13 protein-coding genes are annotated in these 19535 nt (G+C 58.5%); 6 read left to right on the forward strand and 7 right to left on the reverse strand.

The features are described from left to right. Window positions 1-79 precede the first annotated feature (79 nt). The 3 genes from AC07U5_RS10415 (at window position 80) to AC07U5_RS10425 (ending at window position 2741) form a co-directional block, all read left to right on the forward strand. Window positions 80-1372, forward strand: coding sequence for an Hsp70 family protein (locus tag AC07U5_RS10415; protein ID WP_494722940.1), 1293 nt, complete (start codon window positions 80-82; stop codon window positions 1370-1372). Between the two features lie 155 nt (window positions 1373-1527). After that, window positions 1528-2403, forward strand: coding sequence for a uracil-DNA glycosylase (locus tag AC07U5_RS10420; RefSeq protein WP_494723287.1), 876 nt, complete (start codon window positions 1528-1530; stop codon window positions 2401-2403). 149 nt (window positions 2404-2552) lie between these two features. Continuing rightward, complete coding sequence (locus AC07U5_RS10425) at window positions 2553-2741, forward strand: hypothetical protein (protein ID WP_062425727.1); 189 nt, start codon at window positions 2553-2555, stop codon at window positions 2739-2741. A 188-nt stretch (window positions 2742-2929) separates the two neighbouring features. On the opposite strand, the gene AC07U5_RS10430 is transcribed toward AC07U5_RS10425, so the two are convergent. Together AC07U5_RS10430 and AC07U5_RS10435 are read right to left on the reverse strand one after the other, a co-directional pair. Then, window positions 2930-3793 carry a hypothetical protein gene (locus AC07U5_RS10430; protein ID WP_111847730.1) on the reverse strand — a complete coding sequence of 288 codons (864 nt, stop codon included), beginning with the start codon at window positions 3791-3793 and terminating at the stop codon, window positions 2930-2932. 219 nt (window positions 3794-4012) lie between these two features. After that, complete coding sequence (locus AC07U5_RS10435) at window positions 4013-4951, reverse strand: DMT family transporter (protein WP_494722941.1); 939 nt, start codon at window positions 4949-4951, stop codon at window positions 4013-4015. A gap of 529 nt (window positions 4952-5480) precedes the next feature. Between AC07U5_RS10435 and pepN the strand changes: the two genes are divergently transcribed. The 3 genes from pepN (at window position 5481) to AC07U5_RS10450 (ending at window position 11130) form a co-directional block, all read left to right on the forward strand. Continuing rightward, on the forward strand, window positions 5481-8129 hold the full coding sequence (gene pepN, locus AC07U5_RS10440; protein ID WP_494722942.1) for an aminopeptidase N: 2649 nt from the start codon (window positions 5481-5483) through the stop codon (window positions 8127-8129). A gap of 120 nt (window positions 8130-8249) precedes the next feature. After that, entirely contained in the window at window positions 8250-8558 is a 309-nt protein-coding gene (locus AC07U5_RS10445) for a carboxymuconolactone decarboxylase family protein (RefSeq protein ID WP_494722943.1), read from the forward strand. A gap of 175 nt (window positions 8559-8733) precedes the next feature. Beyond that, window positions 8734-11130, forward strand: a complete 2397-nt coding sequence (locus tag AC07U5_RS10450; RefSeq protein WP_112952279.1) for a PAS domain-containing sensor histidine kinase — start codon at window positions 8734-8736, stop codon at window positions 11128-11130. A gap of 45 nt (window positions 11131-11175) precedes the next feature. Here AC07U5_RS10450 and AC07U5_RS10455 read toward each other — a convergent pair whose 3' ends face one another. The 5 genes from AC07U5_RS10455 to AC07U5_RS10475 form a co-directional block, all read right to left on the reverse strand. Continuing rightward, entirely contained in the window at window positions 11176-12291 is a 1116-nt protein-coding gene (locus AC07U5_RS10455) for a metallophosphoesterase (RefSeq protein ID WP_494722944.1), read from the reverse strand. A gap of 149 nt (window positions 12292-12440) precedes the next feature. Next, entirely contained in the window at window positions 12441-15416 is a 2976-nt protein-coding gene (locus AC07U5_RS10460) for a bifunctional [glutamine synthetase] adenylyltransferase/[glutamine synthetase]-adenylyl-L-tyrosine phosphorylase (RefSeq protein WP_494722945.1), read from the reverse strand. Between the two features lie 93 nt (window positions 15417-15509). Beyond that, a complete protein-coding gene (locus tag AC07U5_RS10465; RefSeq protein WP_113225312.1) occupies window positions 15510-16922 on the reverse strand; it encodes a sensor histidine kinase in 1413 nt (470 codons plus the stop codon). Window positions 16923-16925: 3 nt separating this feature from the next. Continuing rightward, window positions 16926-17603 carry a response regulator transcription factor gene (locus tag AC07U5_RS10470; RefSeq protein ID WP_200924739.1) on the reverse strand — a complete coding sequence of 226 codons (678 nt, stop codon included), beginning with the start codon at window positions 17601-17603 and terminating at the stop codon, window positions 16926-16928. A 310-nt stretch (window positions 17604-17913) separates the two neighbouring features. Beyond that, window positions 17914-19464 (reverse strand): Do family serine endopeptidase, encoded by a 1551-nt coding sequence (locus AC07U5_RS10475; RefSeq protein WP_494722946.1) that lies wholly within the window; start codon window positions 19462-19464, stop codon window positions 17914-17916. Window positions 19465-19535: the final 71 nt, after the last annotated feature.

Here is a 19535-nt window from a genome sequence, read left to right on the forward strand (position 1 = left end):
GGCGCGGTTGCGCGCCTTTTATTGCCCGGATGCCTGCATTCCGGGAATGCTCTCTCGTTGACTGACAAGGATCCTCTCCATGGCACGGACACTCGGGCTCGATTTTGGCACGACCAACACAGTTATGGCGCTTTCGGACACCGGCAGCAGCAGCCACTCCATGCGCTTCACCTCCAGTGCCGGAACGACAGACAGCATGCGCACCGCGCTGTCTTTCATGAAGGACAAAGGACTTGGTGCAGCAGCGCTGCATGTCGAGGCCGGCCAGGCAGCGATCCAGCAATTCATCGAGAACGCCGGCGAATGCCGCTTCCTGCAATCGATCAAGACGTTCGCTGCCTCGCCTTTGTTTCAAGGCACGCTGATCTACGCCAAGCGTCAGAGCTTCGAAGATCTGATGGAGGTGTTTTTGCGCAAGCTGAAGACCTATGCAGGCGACGAATGGAAAAACGATGTGTCGACCGTGATTGCCGGTCGCCCCGTGCGTTTTGCCGGCTCCAACCCGGATGAAGCACTGGCACTTGCCCGCTATAATGAAGCCCTGACGCGTGCCGGCTTTCCCGAAATCCATTATGTTTACGAGCCGGTGGCAGCCGCCTATTACTTCGCCCAGAGTCTGAAGAAGGATGCCAATGTTCTGGTGGCGGATTTCGGCGGCGGCACCACCGACTACTCGCTGATCCGCTTCGAGACGCATGCCGGCAAGCTCTCCGCCACCCCGATTGGCCATTCGGGCGTCGGTGTTGCGGGCGATCACTTCGATTTCCGCATGATCGACAATCTGGTGTCGCCGGAAATCGGCAAGGGCAGCAAGTTCAAGAGCTTCGACAAGGTTCTGGATGTGCCATCCGGTTACTATGTCAATTTCGGCCGTTGGAACCAGTTGTCCATCTTCAAGACCTCCAGAGAGTTCTCCGATCTGAAGTCGCTGCTGCGCTCGGCACTCGAACCGGAAAAGCTTGAGCTCTTCGTCGAACTGGTCGAGCATGATGAGGGCTACCCGCTGTATCAGGCAATCTCCGCCACCAAGATGGCGCTATCCTCGCAGGAAGAGGCGGAGTTCAACTTCTCGCCGCTTGGCGCCGCGGGCAAGAAGATGGTGAAACGGTCGGACTTCGACCGATGGATTACCGACGATCTCGCCAAGATCGAAGAGGCTCTGGATGAGGTTCTGACCAAGACGAACACCGCTCCGCAGGCCATCGACAAGGTCTTCCTCACCGGCGGCACCTCCTTCGTTCCTGCTGTGCGCCAGCTCTTTACCCGCCGGTTCGACGCCGACAAGATTGAAAGCGGCGGCGAACTTCTTTCGATCGCCCACGGTCTGGCGATGATTGGCGAAAGCGGCGACATTGCGCGCTGGACGGCATAAGAAGCGTTTTGCAATAGCGGGTTTCGACAGATCGAAAGGCGTTTGGCGGGTGGCCTATCCAAAGCTACGGTCGAGCATATCGGCTTCAAGCCCGGCAGAAACATGCCTGGCGGAACTGCTTCCATTTCATAAGGAAACGCTCTAGTTTGCGGGTCATGATCTCGGCACAAGACCTCTCCCCGGCAGAACTGGCGGCACTTCTGCATTTCCATGCGGATGCTGGCGTCGACTGGCTGCTGGAAGACGAGCCGCTGGATCGATTTGCCGAATTTGCGGCAGGGCGTCAGACGCGTGCTCCACAGAGAAGCAGCGAGCCGCAACAGCCTGAGATACGAAGCGCTCCGCATCAGGCCGCCCCCTCTTCCCGGCAAGCTGCCCGTGCGCCTGCGGCTGCGCCCCCCGCGCCGGTCAACGTTGCACTGCCGGACGATCAGGCGATCGCGTCTGCACGCTTCGCGGCCGAGAGCGCGCGATCGCTTCTTGAACTGAAAACCGCGCTCGAAAGCTTCAACGGCTGCAATCTCAAAAACAGTGCCCGCAACACGGTGTTTGCGCAAGGTGATCCCTCGTCCGGGATCATGATTATCGGCCCCATGCCGGATGCGGACGACGATCGGGAAGGCGCTCCCTTTACCGGCAAGACCGGGTTGCTTCTCGACCGCATGCTTGCGGCGATCGGGCTTGATCGCAGCAAGCTAATGCTCACCAATGTCGTTCCCTGGCGTCCGCCGGGCAACCGTTCGCCGTCGGGTCCGGAGATGGAAATCTGCCGTCCGTTCATCGAGCGACAAATCGCTTTGGCCGAGCCGAAAGTACTGTTGCTTCTCGGCAACTTCACAGCGCGTTTTTTCTTTGGCGGCTCCGGCACGATCCATACGATGCGCGGACAGTGGCGTGATGTCGCAGTTGGCCCCAGCACAGCACCTGCCATTGCAACCCTGCATCCACAGGAGCTTTTGAATGCTCCGGCGAGTAAGTCATTGGCCTGGAACGATTTATTGGCATTCCAGGCGCGCTTGCGCGATTTATGAATGCTTCCTTTTTGATCATTGTAAATAGATTATGAAAAAAGCCATGCAAATGGCGCATAACAGCGACGCATTCGGTTGGATTGCCGAATCTATGCCGCACTGCAATAAGAACCATGTCTTGGGAGGAAAAGGTTTAAGGAACCAAGGCAATGACCACGCGCTACCGTCCGGTTCATTCCGGCTTTGAAACGCTTCGACTGGCGGGCCTCGGCCCACGCTCCAGTCAGGGCTACCACCGTTTCGGTGTTACAAACGAACAGCTGACCGCTCGTGCTTCGACGCAGCAGGTCCGCACAACCCGTCCTTCGGCGGTTTTTGCAGACTTTCGCGAACGCTGAGACGATCTTTGTGCGGTCACGTCTGCATGCGTTGCCATGCTGATGAGGCGCCTTTCATGTGGAAGGCGCTTTTGCATTTTCAGACGGTGAGTTTACGCAGCAGCCCTGCCCAATGGAGCAATAGACCCGATTATTCGTGGGCGCTAACCCGTTTCTCGGGCGGAGAATGCTTCTCGAGCCGTCGCGCTTCACCGCGCCACGTTCACTTGGTCCCGTAGCAGTGATTTCGCTTCGAAGAACGCGTCTTCCACGTGCGTCAACTTCCTCGCTTGCCAGCCGCAATATTCGCCAAGAAAATCGCGCGACAGCCACATGGCGCTGCGTGGCGTCTCGTCTATCCAGCCGACGCTGCCCTGCTCCGCTGCCTTGTTGAGAAGCCGTTGCAAATGCGTGCGCGACATCATGAAGGTCGCGGCGAGTGCTCGGACGTCGACATAGCCGATATCGATGCGCTCATTTTCCGTATCCCGCACACGGGTGACGATCTCATCCATGACGAGACCGCCCGCTTCCACCCATTGAAAAAGCCCGACGCGCGCTGGTGGCTCTACCCAATGTTTATCGGCAAGGCAGGCGCGCGCTGCGGTAGGTTGAGCATGCACAACGATCTCGGGATATGCCATCAGCGTGGCAGCGCGGTTTCCATGGTCCATGCCATCAATGGCTGAGAGGTTTGCAAGGTACCAGTTGAATATTCCCTGCTCGCTGATCTGCGTGGCGCGGTACCGCTTGGGTCTCGTCGCCGCAGAGCGGTTCGCCTTCTCGAGGTAGCGATAGATCTCAAGCTGATCGAGATAGTTCTGAACGGTATTGCGGCTGGCAACGCCGGTTGAGGTTACGACCTCGCGCAGTTGCGCAACGGTGAAACCATGGGCCCGCTGTTCGGCGCTGAGGCCCATCGCCATCTGTGTCAGCAGCCATTTCTGATGGGCCGAGAGCAGGCGCGCAAGACGGGGATTTTCATCGAAGCGTCCGCGCAACGTGCGCGCCAGGTGTTGAATCGCGCCTAGAAGACCTGGATGAGCAACGAAATTATCATAGGAAAAGCTCATTAGCGCATCTCCACGCTCAATGATTGAGTGTGCCGTCCCCCTAAAAGAAAAAGAGGGCGGCTGACATTTCTTCCTCGCTGATCACTTTCTTCTGGCTTGAAATCCCAACGCAAGATGCATCACCCAATACCCACAACCTATAATGTACATAGCACATTTCTGCGTCAGACCATGAACTTTTCTTAAAATTCACAGGTGTTTATTCACAGGTGGACGAAATTAGCCGGATGGTGTCGAGGCCTTGCGTGCGGCTTTACGCTGAAGCCCCAGCTGGTGCTCGCGGAAGATGATGAAGATACCTGCGCAGACGACAATGCTGGTTCCGATCAGCATGGTGAGGGTCGGCACATCGCCGAAGAGCACGTAGGAAACGCCGATACCGAGAAGGATCGAGCTATATTCGAACGGCGCGATGGTCGACACTTCCGCGTGACGATAGCTTTCTGTCAGCAGAATTTGGGCTATCCCGCCGGCAATGCCGGCAGAAATCAGCAGACTAGCCTGCTTCATATCCAGCCATTCCCAGCCGAAAGGCATGCTGAAGGCGGAAATGAGCGTGCCGGTCAGCGAGAAGTAAAGAACGATCGTGGGGGTACGTTCGGTCACAACCAGTTGGCGCACCTGCACCATCGCCAGTCCACCGAGGACGGCACCAAACAGAACCGCGAGAGCCCCAATGCTTTCGCTCGCCTCAAGGCCGCCATTTTGCAACAGCGTCATCTTTGGCCACAGGATGATGACGACGCCCATCATGCCGACGACAACCGCTGACCAGCGGTAGATGCGCACCGTTTCGCCCAGCATCACGGCGGCGAAGACGACAGACATCAGCGGCGAGGCATAACCGATTGCAATGAACTCCGGAAGCGGCAGCAAGGTCAGGCCGTAAAATCCGCACATCATCGACAGAATGCCAAGAAAACCCCGCTTGAAATGGCCAAACAAATTGCTTGTGTGAAAGGCCCGCGTGAGGCTGCGGAGCCATGCCAGATAAAGGATGATGGGAAGGATGGCGAAAGCCGAGCGGAAGAAGGTGATCTGTCCCGCAGGAACATCCGGCCCGGCTGCCTTGATGCAGGTCTGCATGACAAGAAAGAAAGCGACGGAGGTGAGTTTGAGGACAATACCCCGGACGGGATTGTACGTATCTGCACTCATGGGAATTTGCGATCGGGATTTGCAGACGAGATGCCCGCAGATTGGAGTTTGACCCGAGCGCACAGCACAGCAGATCGACTTTCATGTTCATTAGATCATGCTGGCCAACGGAGGTAAACCGATTCGGCGGACCCTGCCGGCCGGTCCCATCGTCTACAGCATCGGCCCGAAAATCAGAATCGATTTTCGCAAAGCACGATGCGTAGATCAAAGACGATAGAGCGTTCCTTGTGCGTTCAATAGGACGAACGGCGCTCCAGGGTGGCTGTGGCTGCTCGGAGCGAGCCTCTTTTTCAAGATATTCTCTTTCTACGTGTCCGCAGCTTCAGTAATCGTTCAACATTTCATGAAATCATGCACCGATCAGAAATGCTCAGACGCGGGTTAAAACTTCTGTCTGGTAGTATTTTAGGGACGCATGTCCCCCGCCTCTCCATGATGGTGACGCGTGTCGACAAGTTTACTTTCACCCATCATGCCCGCATGATGGTCAGGCAGCGGCAGAAGCAAGGTTCATTCGGGAATAGTTATGCGAACAGATACGGGTCAGATTGTTCAGTTGGCGGATTATCGTCCAACGGATTTCGTGCTTGAACGGGTTGACCTCACATTTGAACTGGACCCACAAAACACAAAGGTGGAAGCGCGACTGATCTTCCATCGCCGCGAGGGCGCCGACAAGGCCTCGCCGCTTATTCTTGACGGCGACGAACTGACGCTTTCGAGCCTGCTTCTCGACCAGATCGAGATGCCGACGGCGCAATATGACGTGACGCCAGAGCAACTGACGATCCGCGATCTTCCTGAAGAGATCCCCTTCGAAATCTGCGTCACCAATTACATCAATCCGGAAAGCAATACCCAGTTGATGGGTCTCTATCGCACCAATGGCGTCTATTGCACGCAGTGCGAGGCAGAAGGCTTCCGCCGCATCACCTATTTCCCGGACCGGCCGGATGTGCTGGCGCCCTACACGATCACCATCATCGCGGCCAAGGAAGGCAATCCCCTCCTCCTGTCGAACGGTAATTTCCTCGGCGGCGGCAATTATGATGAAGGCCGCCATTTCGCTGCCTGGTTCGATCCTCATCCGAAGCCGAGCTACCTTTTCGCACTGGTCGCTGGCGATCTTGGCGTTGTCGAAGACAGCTTCACGACCATGTCGGGCCGCGAAGTCGCGCTGAAGATCTATGTCGAGCATGGCAAGGAGCCGCGCGCGACCTACGCCATGGATGCGCTGAAACGCTCCATGAAATGGGATGAAGAGCGCTTCGGCCGCGAATACGACCTCGACATCTTCATGATCGTCGCCGTATCCGACTTCAACATGGGCGCGATGGAGAATAAGGGCCTCAACGTCTTCAACGACAAATATGTTCTGGCCGATCCGGAAACCGCGACCGATGCCGACTACGCCAATATCGAGCGCATCATCGCGCATGAGTATTTTCATAACTGGACCGGCAACCGCATCACCTGCCGCGACTGGTTCCAGCTTTGCCTGAAGGAAGGTCTGACCGTCTATCGCGATCAGGAGTTTTCTTCAGACATGCGCTCGCGCGCGGTCAAGCGCATCGCAGACGTTCGCCACTTGAAGTCGGAACAGTTTCCCGAAGATGGCGGCCCGCTGGCGCACCCACCACGCCCGGATAAATATCGCGAAATCAACAACTTCTATACGACGACCGTCTATGAGAAGGGTGCCGAAATCACCGGTATGATCGCAACGATCCTGGGAGAAGACGGCTTTCGCAAAGGAACCGACCTCTATTTCGAGCGTCACGATGGTGATGCGGCGACGGTTGAGGATTTCGTCAAGTGCTTCGAGGATGCGACCGGACGCGATCTGACGCAGTTCTTCCGCTGGTATATTCAGGCCGGAACGCCGCTTGTCAGCGCCTCCACCGCTTATGATCCGGCGTCCGCGACCTTCACCCTGTCGCTGGAGCAGACGGTTGCACCGACGCCCGGCCAGAGCCGCAAGGAGCCGCTGCATATTCCGCTCTCGACCGCTCTCATTCTGGATAATGGTCAGATCGCCACGCCAATCAAGGTTGAAGGTGGTGAGTTCAAGGACGGTGTCCTGCATCTGACAGAACGCAGTCAGCGCTTTACCTTCACCGGCATTTCGTCGCGACCCGTTCTGTCGATCAACCGCAGTTTCTCTGCCCCGATCAACCTGCATATGGAGCAATCGTCGGACGACCTCATCCAGATCGCCCGTCACGAGACAGACCTCTTCTCGCGCTGGCAGGCACTGACGGCCCTTGCCCTGCCGAACCTGATTGCGGCAACACAGGCCGTGCGGTCGGGCAACGAGGTGAGCGTCGATCCAGCCTTCATCTCCACCCTGATCGAGATCGCCGGCAATGATGAGTTCGAACCGGCCTTCCGCGCCCAAGCGCTGACTCTGCCGAGCGAGGCGGATGTCGCGCGCGAGATGGGCAAGGACAATGATCCAGACGCCATCCACAAAGCGCGCAATGCCGTCATGCGTGCGGTCGCCAAAGCTGGTGTCGAAACCTTCAAGAGCCTTTTCTCAAGCTTCGAAGAGAAAGACGACTATTCGCCGGATGCGGCAAGTGCCGGACGCCGTTCGCTGCGAAATATTGCCATGAGCTATCTGTCCTATGCGGAAGAGACACCCGAGCGCGCTGCACAGGCCTTCGCCAACGCCTCCAACATGACCGACATGGCCTATTCGCTGAGTGTCCTAACACAGCGTTTCCCCGACTCTGCCGAGGCGTCCGAAGCGCTGGCGACATTCGAAACGCGCTTTGCCGATAATGCGCTGGTGATGGACAAGTGGTTTACGCTTCAGGCTGCCATCCCAGGTGACGGCGCATTGGCACGCATCACGTCTTTGATGGCGTCCAAGCACTTTATCGCCACCAACCCGAACCGTGTGCGTTCGCTGATCGGCACCTTTGCCTTCGGCAATCCCACCGGCTTCAATCGTGCAGATGGCAAGGCCTACGACTTCCTGGCCGAGCAAATCATCGCCATCGACAAGCGCAATCCGCAGCTGGCAGCGCGCATTTTGACCTCCATGCGCTCCTGGAGGTCGCTCGAGGCAGTGCGCGCCGATCATGCGCGTGAGGCCCTCACCACGATCGAGCGCAGCGCTGGGCTCTCGACCGATGTTCGCGACATTGTCGAGCGTATGCTGAAGGGCTGAAAGCCTCCCATTCTCTATGAGAAATGGCCGGACGTCCGGCCTTTTCTTGTTTTAGATCAAGAACAGCATCGCCCTCCTCTCGTAGATTTGCCTGATCGATCGGCATAGAGGAGACGCGACATGACCATCAGCCCAGCATTTCAGAGTTTCGCCAAGCAAGCGCCCGCCCACCACGCAGCCTGGCTACAGGCCGTGGCCGGGCTTGGCACCGCGTCAGCGCTTGACGGCAAAACCCAGAGTCTCGTCTATATTGGCATTCTCGCAGCCGCGCGGTTGGAGAGCGGCCTTGCCTTTCACGTTCAGGAAGCCAAGGTGCATGGCGCCTCGCGAGACGAGATTATCAGTGCCGTTCTTGCCGGCCTCCCGGCCGTCGGAAACTGCGTCGTGCAAGCCCTGCCAATCGCGCTTGACGCCTTCGACCGCAACTGACGTAAGGGCAGTCAAAACCGTCTCTCAGGACGTTCGAAAAAAAGCGCGAGTCGGTTCAAAGGGTTAAAAATCTTTTAACTTTCAGCTCTGGACAAGGCGAATCAGCTTTGATTCATTAGGCGCAGATTCGAGCAGCGGCGTTTCGAATTTACACGAGGGACATCAAGGCGGGACAATGACGAACGTGCGGCGGGCGACTGCGGGCGATGAGCGACCGTATGCCAGATTTGCTGAAATGGCGGCGTTGGTTCACAGAACGGCGGAGAGCTTCTCTTCAGCCGGAAATCTGCTCGCAAGGTTGTGGCAGGTCCGCAGGCTTGAGACACTGCTCAAGCGTCTCATCCCCATTCTCATTCTGGCATTTCTGGTCGTCATCGCAGCATCGCGCATGTTCGGGATTACCGCGGAATATGGCCGCATGGAGACTGCCGCCCGGCAGACGACGGCGCTTTCCGCGCTGACCGCCCGTGCAGCCCTTTCCGGCGTTGAGACCCTGGCAGCCACGCAGGACCGGGCAGCCGTAGAGCGCCGCCTCAATCAATCCTTCCCCGCCGGCAGCATGGATGACGACACCGTCGTATTGGTGGCCGGGATAAACGGCCGCGTCTTCGGTGGCGTCGGTCTGCATGCCGCATCCTACGTCGGCACGTCGCTGACTGCCCTGCTTCCCGAAATCGCGATCGTTCGCAGATTCCCCGGTGCGCCAGGAACGATCGAAACGAATATCGACAACACCCCACATTACGCCACGATGCTGCCGCTTGGTTCCGATGGCGGCATGATCATTACGGCCCGGTCTTTGGAGCCGATGCGCGCGTTCTGGCGCAGCGAAGTGGCGATGAATGTCACACTCTTCGCCGGCATCTCCTCCATCCTGCTCGTCATTCTCTATGCCTATTACATGCAGGTGAAGCGGGCGCGCACCGCCGACGAAGTTTTTGTTGAATCCAACCTTCGCGTCGAGACGGCCCTGTCTCGCGGTCGTTGCGGCCTGTGGGACTTCGATCTTTCCACGCGCCGCATGTTCTGGTCCACCTCGCTTTACGAAATCCTTGGCCTTCCGCCGCGCACCGAACCGCTTTCCTTCAGCGATGCGGCGCGCATGATGCATTCCGAAGACGGAAACCTCTATGAGCTGGCACGCTCAGTCGGCTGCGGTGATCTGCGCCAGATCGATCAGATTTTCCGCATGCGCCACACCCATGGTCATTATGTCTGGCTGCGCGCCCGTGCGCAGGTGATCCACACGGCAAACGGCCCGCGCGTCATCGGCATCGCCATGGACGTGACCGAACAGCACCGTTTGGCACAGCGTTATGCCGAGGCCGATCAGCGCCTTGCCGACGCCATCGAATGCACGTCCGAAGCCTTTGTCCTATGGGACAAGAACGACCGCCTCGTGATGTGCAACACGCACTTCCAGCAGGCCTATGGTCTTCCCGACAGCGCACTTGTGCCTGGCACGGAACGCTCCGTCGTCTATAGTGCGGCAGCCCGCCCGATCGTCGAGCGCCGCGTGGCGGACTCCGATCAATCGGGACTGTCGCGCACCACGGAAGTGCAGCTTGCCGATGAGCGCTGGCTGCAGATCACCGAACGCCGCACCCGCGACGGCGGTCTCGTATCCGTCGGTACGGACATTACGCTTCTGAAGCGCCACCAGGATCGCCTGCGCGAATCCGAGCGCCGCCTGATGGCAACGATCGGCGATCTCTCCGCCTCCCGCCACAAGCTCGAGCGGCAGAAGACCGAGCTTTCGGATGCGAACGCGCTCTATCAGGCGGAAAAGGAACGCGCGGAAGCCGCCAACAAGGCGAAGTCCGAATTCCTTGCCAATATGAGCCATGAGCTGCGCACCCCCCTCAACGCCATTCTTGGCTTTTCCGAAATTCTCGTCGCCGAAATGTTCGGCCCTGTCGGCTCGCCGAAATACAGCGAATATGCCCGCGACATCCATGATAGCGGCCAACATCTACTGAACGTCATCAATGACATTCTCGACATGTCGAAGATCGAAGCAGGCCATATGCGCATCAACCGCGAGAAGGTCGATCTTGCGCCCTTGGTGGAAGAGACACTGCGCCTGACTGCCATTCAAGCAGCGCAGAAGAACATCACCATCCAGCAGCGGCTATGCAGGAATATGTATATGAGCGGCGACCGCCGTGCCATGAAGCAAATCATGCTCAACCTGCTGTCCAACGCCGTCAAGTTCACCGACGAGGGTGGCCGCGTCGAGCTTCGCACCCATGTGCACGAGAACGGCTTGATGATGACGATTGCCGATACCGGCATCGGTATTCCGACAGCAGCCATCAACAAGATCGGTCAGCCATTCGAGCAGGTGCAGAGCCAGTATGCCAAGAGCAAAGGCGGCTCGGGCCTTGGTCTTGCCATTTCCCGCTCGCTGGTCAGGCTCCACGGCGGCAAGATGAAGATCCGCTCCTGCGAGGGGAAGGGAACGGTGGTCACCATCCTCATCCCGCATGTGCATGTTGCCAAGGATATGCCCTATCTCGCCTATCAGGCGAGAAACAAGCTGGAGCTCCTGCGCTCGCACAAGCTGAACTGACGGCTTTCGCTTAACCCAGTTGGGATCGCAAAGCCGCCGAACGGCTTAGCGCGACCGCAAGGTGATCCTGGTCAGTTCGGAGGGAATGCCGAGCCGCAGCGCAAAGCCTGGCCAGAGTGCCGTTCCGTTGTTGACGTAAAGCTTCATGCGCCCGACATCGTAGAAACCGGAGACGAAGCCATTATTGGGGCGCGCCACCACGCGATCGAGCCCAATGACCATGCCGCCATGCGTATGGCCGGAAAGCTGAACCGCAACCCCCAGTGCTGCATTGGCTGCCGCCTGACCGGGTTGGTGATCGAGTAGCATGACAGGTGCACCGGCAGGCGCGCCTCTGAGTGCTGCCGCAGTGTCATGCGCGGGAAACGCCGTTCTCGTGGATGAAAGATCGGTGACGCCAGCGATTACAAGCTTGGCGCCACCGCGCTCGACAACAGCGTTGCTGTTGGCAAGTGTCGTCATGTTGAGGCCCTGATAATAGGCCATCCACTCTTCATAGCCGAAGAAGTATTCGTGGTTTCCGGGAATGGTGTAAACGCCGTCGCGAGCCTTCAGCTCTGCCAAGGGCGCAATGTCGCTGCTTCTCGCTTCAACCTTGCCGTCGATGAGGTCACCAGTGATGACGATCAGGTCGGCATTCAGCGCATTGGTCTTTTCGACTACAGCCCGGGTCCAGGAGGCTGGAAAGAGGCGACTGATATGCAGGTCCGTCAGCTGGACGATCTGATAGCCGTCGAAAGCCGGATCAAGACCCGGAACTGTAATCTCGATGTCCTTCAGCGGCGGCACACGGATTGCCTGGCTCACGGCGAAGGCGGAGAGAGCCAGAGCAACAGCGGCCATTCCATAGCGGACACCGGCATGCACCAGCGGGAAGTGCCCCTTGAACAGCATCAAGACCAAAGACACCACATCCAGCGCAATCTGGAAGACGGCAAGCAGCAGCATGAAGCCGAAAAGCAGGTTGAAGCAGATGATCAGCGGTCTTGGAAACTCAGGCGAGAACACCGAACCGGACGAGAGGCGACTGAAGAGGTGATATTGCGAAGCGGCGAGAAGCAGCAGCGCTAGGGCGAGCTTCAACGGCCAAACCCAGGGCAGTGGCTGAATGAAGCGGACAGCGACCACCAGCCATGGAATTCCGAAAATAAGATGAAACATCAAGACGCTTTCGTTTTAGCTTTCGCCATAGGTGGGGATGCCACCTTCATCAATCCAGCCCGTCCGTTCCACTGCCGTGAGCGCTCCCGCATTCTTTTGAAGCACAAAGAATGGACTATATCCTTGCGCCCAATGATCGTGCACTGGCTTCACAAATCCCCTTTTGAGGACACCAATGCCAAGAAAGCCTTCCGGACGGCTTTCGACAGACGCTTTACCTCGCCCTCCAGCGTCGCAATATCGGGGCAGTCCCCTGCTCTGCAGACAAGATCGATCAAACCCGCAGGCGCCTGTTTCGGATCGAAATCCGTATCGATGCACAGCCTGATGATCTGCGACAGTTCGGTGAAGAGCCGCATTGCTTCGATGCAATCGTCATGTGTCTGGGGCTCCATCGCTTCTGAGGCCATGCGTTTGAGCGCATCGGACGTGCTCTCTCCCGGCTCATGCAGAGGCAGACCCTTTGCCGGCGCGACCAGTGTCAGATATTGGGCAATGAATTCCAGATCGACCAGTCCGCCGGGGATGAGCTTGAAATCCCAGAGGCTTTCGGCAGGCTTTTCCTTGTCGATCAGTTGGCGCATCTCCCGAACGTCGGCGGCGACCTTGGCGACGTCTCGCTTTTGCGACAGGACCGAGGCAATGATCCGATCGGCATCGGCAATCAAGGTTGCGTCACCGCAGATCAGTCGGGCTCTGGAGAGTGCGAGATGCTCCCACGTCCAGGCTTCTTCGCGCTGGTATTTTTCGAAGGTCGAGATGCGGGTCGCCACCGGTCCTTTGTTGCCGGATGGTCTGAGGCGCATGTCGACCTCATAGAGCACGCCTTCGGCCGTTGGGGCGGAAAGAGCCGCGATCAATCGCTGGGTGACCCGGGTGAAGTAGCGCACCGCATCGAGCGGCTTCGCGCCGTCGGATTCGGCAGCGCCGTCGTCGTAATCATATAGCAGAATGAGATCGACGTCGGAGCCGGCGGTCAGCTCGAAGGAGCCGAGCTTGCCCATGCCGATGACGGCGACGCGCCCGCCCAGATAGGCGCCATGCGTCGTCGCCATTTCGACCAGGACGGCATGTAAAGCCGCTTCGATCACGAGATCGGCAAGGTGAGTGAAGGCGCGGCCCGCCACCTCGCCGGTGATCGCACCGGTCAAGAGCCGAACGCCGATCAGGAAGCGCTGCTCGGCAGCAAAAATGCGCAGCCGGTCGAGAATGTCCTCGTAATGCCGCGCAGGCGAGAGGAAGCCCTTCATGCGCTGGGAAAGATAATCACGCGTCGGAATCTCGGTCATCAGCGCCGGGTCGAGCATGCCGTCGAAGACATGCGGTCGTGCCGCGATGATTTCGGCCAGTCTCGGGGCGGACGACATGATCGTGACCAGCAGCGACAGGAGCGCCGGATTGTTACCGAGGAGGGAGAAGAGCTGGATGCCCGCCGGCAGCCCGGAAAGGAAGTTGTCGAAGCGGAGCAGCGCCTCGTCGGCGCGTTTGCTCTCGCCGAAGGCCTTCAGCAGGTCCGGCGTCAACTCGGTCAGTCTTTCGCGCGCCTCGACCGATTGTGTGGCGCGGTAGCGGCCATTGTGCCAGGTGCGGATCACCCGTGACATGTCTCCTGGGCGCTCGAAACCAAGTCTTTCCAGCGTCTTCAATGTGTCGGGGTCATCCTTCTGACCGGTGAAGACAAGGTTGCCGCTCTCGCCGGACAGCTTCGTTTCCTGCTCGAAGAGAGCGGAATACTGGCGCTCTACCAGACGCAGCACGTCCTCCAGTTTCTCGGAAAATGCTTTGGTGTCGGCAAAGCCGAGCATGAAGGCGATGCGCTTCAATTCGGTTTCCGTATCCGGCAGGATATGCGTCTGCTCGTCGCGAACCATCTGGATGCGATGCTCGACCTCGCGCAGGAACCAATAGGCTTCGGTCAGACTGTCCCGCGTCTCCGCGTCGATCCATTTGGCATCCGTCAGCGCCGCAAGCGCTTCTTCGGTTGAGCGGACACGCAAGGGAGCCATGCGCCCGCCTGCGATCAATTGCTGCGTCTGGGCAAAGAATTCGATCTCACGAATGCCGCCGCGTCCAAGCTTGACGTTATGCCCCTTCACCGCGATCGCCCCGTGGCCCTTATGCGCATGAATTTGTCGCTTGATGGAATGGATATCGGCAATTGCAGCGTAATCGAGATATTTGCGGAAGACGAAGGGCGTCAGTTCGCGCAGGAAGCCCGCGCCCGCCTTGATATCGCCTGCCACAGGTCGCGCCTTGATATAGGCCGCCCGCTCCCAGTTCTGCCCCCTGCCCTCATAGTAAAGCAGCGCCGCATCGACCGGTATGGCAAGCGGCGTTGAGCCGGGGTCGGGGCGAAGACGAAGGTCGGTTCGGAACACATAGCCGTCGGCGGTACGCTCCTGCATGATGCGGATCAGCCGCCGCATCATTCGCCCAAAGATTTCCAGCGCATCCAGCGGATCGGGCACTATGCCAGCCATGGGCTCGAAGAACACGACAGCGTCGATGTCGGAGGAGTAATTGAGCTCGCGCGCGCCGAGCTTGCCCATGCCGAGCACAATGAGACCCGAGCCTTCGCTCGGTGCTTGCGGATCTTTGAGCGTAAGCTTGCCGCTATTATGGTTGGCGAGAAGCAGATGATCGATTGCGGCCGACAGCGCTGCGTCGGCCATGTCGCTCAGCCATCGCGTCGTGTCGCGGGCGGTAAAGATGCGGCCGAGATCGGCCGAGGCTGCAATGAAGGACAGGCGGCGTTTGGCGACGCGCAGCGTCGTCATCACCTCCGCCTCCGTCGGAATGGCGCCATCCTCACCCGGTTGCCAGCAATTGCGAGCTTCCTCGACCAGTCTGCCGAGCGATGCCTCGACCGGTTCCGAAACGGCAAGCGTCAGCAGCCCCTCGTCGGCGCTCGCCGCATCCCGCAGGTAGGGAGACAAGGTGAAGGCGTTGGCGACGAAATCTTTCAGCGGGCTGTCGCCCGCCATCATTTCGGCAATTGCGGGTTCGCGCTTGGCAATGTCTTTCAGGCACGAGAGAACGGATTTCAGTTCGGTTTGGGTGAGTGCACGGATCGTTCCTGGTTGCACTTCATCAAGCCGTGTTGCCGCGAATGCCGCACCTGTCATGGTCTCTCCTCCTGCATGTCACCCTGTTGGACGGGCTTTTTCTCTCCCTGCACCACTGTGCACGCCACAGGCTTCAGGGAAAGAGACATAACCTTACGGCTTGGACGCTGGAAAGACCATGGACACGGTGAGACCAGGCGACGCTGGATTGCCCGGATCGGTATCCGAGAGACGCAGTTCACCGCTGTGAAGCTCCATCACCGCCTCCACCAGCGAGAGACCGAGGCCCGTTCCGGGCTTGGAACGGCTTTCATCCAGTCGCACGAAGCGTTTGATCACCTCGGCGCGCTTTTCAGCTGGAACGCCCGGGCCGGTATCGGCAACTGAAAGGATGATGCCTTCCTCGCTTCGACCAAGCTTTACGACGAGCCGCTTTTCACCGTCATGCCCTGCTGAATATTTGATGGCATTGTCGATGAGATTGGTCAGTGCCTGACCGATCAGCTCGCGATTGCCCTGTACGACCAGTCCAGGCTCGATGGCCGCAGTCAGCGTCAACCCTTCCTCATCGGCCACAGGTTCGTAAAGTTCGGCGCTGTCTTCGGCAATGGCAGAGATATCCACGTCGGTCATCTCCGCGGCAATCGAGCCAGCCTCGACGCGCGAGATCATCAAAAGCGCATTGAAAGTGCGGATCAACTGGTCGGATTCGGCGATGATGCCTTCGAGCGCCGCGCGCCGCTTGTTGTCGTCCGGATCATCAAGTGCATCGGCCGCCCTGTTGCGCAGTCGCGTCAGCGGGGTCTTCAGGTCATGGGCGATATTGTCGGAGACCTGACGTAAACCCTCATTCAGCTTTTCGATGCGGCCGAGCATCGCATTCAGCGAACCGGAAAGCCGATCGAATTCGTCGCCGGACCTGCCCTCTGGAAGCCGTTGCGAGAGATCGCCCGCCATGATTTTCTTCGTTGCGGCCGACATGCGATCGAGTCGCTTCAGGGCATTTTGCCCGATGGCAAACCAGATAATGAGCGCACCGCCGCCCATGATCGCCAGCGCCACCATCAGCGCGCTGCGCACCAGCAGGCGGAACTTCGTCGGCTCGCCCAAATCGCGGCCGACGAGAATGCGCAGGCCATTATCAAGGACGAAGATATTGGCAGTGGCGAGGTGTTTTACGCTGTCGCCACTTTCAGAGTAGCGCTCATAGGTGAAGGGAAATTCGGTCCAGCCTTCATTGTCAAACACGCCGGGCTGTACCGAGGCAACGTTGCCGCCCAGGATTTCACCATTGGGTCCGGCGATGACATAAAGACTTGCACCCGGCTGGCGGGCGCGTCGTTCCATCATCCGCAAAAGTGGATTGATCCCGCCGCGCTCATAGACGCGCTGAACATCGTTGACCTCCTGCAGCACGGCATCGCGCGTTTGCTGGTTTAGCAGACGCTCCGAAAGTGCGGTGACGTAGAAGACGAGAAAAGCCGCGCAAAGCGCAAACAACAGAATGTAGAGCGCGGAAAGACGGACAGCAGTGGAGCTGAAAAGAAGGCGCAAGCGCGAAGGCATCGTTTAGCCTTCGTCCTTCATCATATAGCCAGCACCACGGATCGTCTTCAGCAAGGGCTTGTCGAAATCCTTTTCGATCTTGGAGCGCAGACGCGAGACGTGAACGTCGATGACATTGGTCTGGGGATCGAAGTGATAATCCCAGACATTTTCCAAGAGCATGGTGCGGGTCACCACCTGGCCGGCATTCTTCATCAGATATTCCAGCAGGCGGAACTCACGCGGCTGCAGCAGGATTTCCTTGCCATTACGGCGCACGTCGTGTGAAAGCCGGTCGAGTTCGAGATCGCCGACGCGATAGATCATGTCCTGCTCGGGCTTGCCCTTGCGGCGACCAAGCACCTCGATCCGGGCAAGAAGCTCGTTGAAGGCATAGGGCTTGGGAAGATAATCATCGCCACCGGCGCGAAGGCCGGTTACGCGGTCATCCACCTGACCAAGTGCCGAGAGAATGAGCACCGGAGTCTCGACACCCTTCCTGCGCAATTCTGAAATAACGGAGAGGCCGTCACGACGCGGCAACATGCGGTCGACGACCATCACGTCATAAACATTTTCGCAGCCCATAAACAGGCCGCTTTCGCCATCACTGGCGTGGTCGACAACAATACCAGCTTCACGGAATGCCTTCGTCATATAGGCGGCGGCTTCCAAATCATCTTCAATAACAAGTATTTTCATGTGGGGAACATTAACGTCGATATCATCCAGCGCACAACTGGAAAGAGGTTCGCCCGCAGCATTATGCAGATGACTTTCCAAGGATCGGCTGATGTGTTCTGCCATGATGATGTCTCCTGTCTGCCTGGCCTGCCACCTTTGCAATAAGCGGCGCGCCGCTCCAGGTGACTTCGGCCTTGGATGGCCGAGAGCCGGCCATCGAATTGTCGATCGTGAAATACGAAGCCGCCGCAGATATCCGCGGCTTCCTTGCTGTTCTACGGCTAAAAAAAAGAGAGGGGCAAAGCGCCCCTCTCGTATCTCTTCCCTATCAACCCTGATCGATGTCGAGGGCGATGAAGCGGCTGCCTTGCTCGGTTTCGATCTGGAACAAAGCCTTGGTGCGGCCGTCCTTCTTGGCCTGATTGATCACCTTCTCGACATCGGCGGCGGATGCGACCTGCTGGTTGTTGACCGAAGTGATCTTTTCGCCCGCCTTGAGCCCGCGGGTTGCGGCGTCGGAGTCCGGATCGACATCAGTGATGGCTAGACCCTTGCCATCTTCAGCAGGAGCAACCGTCAGGCCGAGGCTCGAAAGAGCCTTCTCGCTGGAAGACTGACCGCCGCGATCATTGTCGTTTTGACCCTGGGCACCTGCAGACGCGTCATCATTTGCCAAATCACCCAAGGTGACGCTGACCGACTGCGACTTGCCATCGCGCCAGAGCGACAGTTCGACCTTGGTGTTGGGTGCCAGCGCGCCAATGCGACGGGACAGTTCGCGTGCATCCTTGATCGGATCGCCATTGACCGCGGTGATAATATCACCCTGCTTGATGCCGGCCTTGTCACCGGGAGAACCCGGCTGCGGAGCCACGACGAGCGCACCCTTGGCTTCGGAGAGGCCGAGCGATTCGGCGATATCCTTGCTGACGGGCTGGATCTGCACGCCAAGCCAGCCGCGCTCGACCTTGCCGTCCTTCATCAGATCCTGAACGACATCCTTGGCAACGGATGCGGGAATCGCGAACGCGATACCGACGTTGCCGCCGGAAGGTGAGAAGATCGCGGTGTTGATGCCGACGACTTCCCCATTGAGGTTGAAGGCGGGGCCACCGGAGTTACCACGGTTCACGGCCGCATCGATCTGCAGGTAGTCGTCATAAGGACCGGAGCCGATATCACGGCCGCGGGCCGAGACGATACCGGAGGTGACCGTACCGCCAAGACCGAAGGGGTTACCGACAGCCACGACCCAGTCACCCACGCGGATTTTGCTGTCATCGGCAAATTGCACATAGGTGAACTTGCGATTCACATCGACCTTCAGCACAGCCAGGTCGGTGCGCCGATCGCGGCCAATAAGCTTGGCGTCGTATTCGGTGCCATCGTTGAGCACCACCGTGTAGGCGGAGCCGTCATCGACGACGTGATTGTTGGTGACGATGTAGCCGTCTTCCGAGATGAAGAAGCCGGAGCCCTGAGCGACGGGGCGCAGCGGGCCTTTACCTTCGCGGTGGCGATTGGGGCCACGCTTGTCTTCGTTCGCACCAGGACCACCGAATTCCTTGAAGAAGCGCTTCAGCGGATGGTCGTCAGGAAGCTGATCCAGACCGCGACCGCCGAAGGAAAAACTGCTGCTGTCGTCAGAAACCGGCTCGACATTGGATTTGACGCGAACTGAAACGACCGCGGGAGAAACGGCGTCAACGACACTGGCAAAGCTCGGTACCTGGGGTGCATTCACCTCGACAGGTGCTGCAAAGGAACGGGCGATTGGGCCAGCGACGCCGGTGGTCAGCATCAGCGCGGCAAGACCGCCGACGGCCGAAGACTTCAGAACTGTCTTCAACGAAGAGCGTCCGTTTTGCATTTGAGACATTTGATTTCCTTCTTTCTTCATCTGACTGGAGCCTCCGAGGAGGATCGGAGCAGCGGTGGATGACAAAAGAT

The organism is Agrobacterium sp. GW821-FHT02D03 (assembly GCF_059421725.1).

Bases quoted from the DNA above. Each gene is read 5' to 3' on its own strand.
- AC07U5_RS10465 (WP_113225312.1), bottom strand. From the start codon at position 16,922: ATGCCTTCGCGCTTGCGCCTTCTTTTCAGCTCCACTGCTGTCCGTCTT.
- AC07U5_RS10450 (WP_112952279.1), top strand. From the start codon at position 8,734: ATGACGAACGTGCGGCGGGCGACTGCGGGCGATGAGCGACCGTATGCC.
- AC07U5_RS10420 (WP_494723287.1), top strand. From the start codon at position 1,528: ATGATCTCGGCACAAGACCTCTCCCCGGCAGAACTGGCGGCACTTCTG.
- AC07U5_RS10455 (WP_494722944.1), bottom strand. From the start codon at position 12,291: ATGTTTCATCTTATTTTCGGAATTCCATGGCTGGTGGTCGCTGTCCGC.
- AC07U5_RS10430 (WP_111847730.1), bottom strand. From the start codon at position 3,793: ATGAGCTTTTCCTATGATAATTTCGTTGCTCATCCAGGTCTTCTAGGC.
- pepN (WP_494722942.1), top strand. From the start codon at position 5,481: ATGCGAACAGATACGGGTCAGATTGTTCAGTTGGCGGATTATCGTCCA.
- AC07U5_RS10470 (WP_200924739.1), bottom strand. From the start codon at position 17,603: ATGAAAATACTTGTTATTGAAGATGATTTGGAAGCCGCCGCCTATATG.
- AC07U5_RS10425 (WP_062425727.1), top strand. From the start codon at position 2,553: ATGACCACGCGCTACCGTCCGGTTCATTCCGGCTTTGAAACGCTTCGA.
- AC07U5_RS10435 (WP_494722941.1), bottom strand. From the start codon at position 4,951: ATGAGTGCAGATACGTACAATCCCGTCCGGGGTATTGTCCTCAAACTC.
- AC07U5_RS10415 (WP_494722940.1), top strand. From the start codon at position 80: ATGGCACGGACACTCGGGCTCGATTTTGGCACGACCAACACAGTTATG.
- AC07U5_RS10445 (WP_494722943.1), top strand. From the start codon at position 8,250: ATGACCATCAGCCCAGCATTTCAGAGTTTCGCCAAGCAAGCGCCCGCC.
- AC07U5_RS10460 (WP_494722945.1), bottom strand. From the start codon at position 15,416: ATGACAGGTGCGGCATTCGCGGCAACACGGCTTGATGAAGTGCAACCA.
- AC07U5_RS10475 (WP_494722946.1), bottom strand. From the start codon at position 19,464: ATGTCTCAAATGCAAAACGGACGCTCTTCGTTGAAGACAGTTCTGAAG.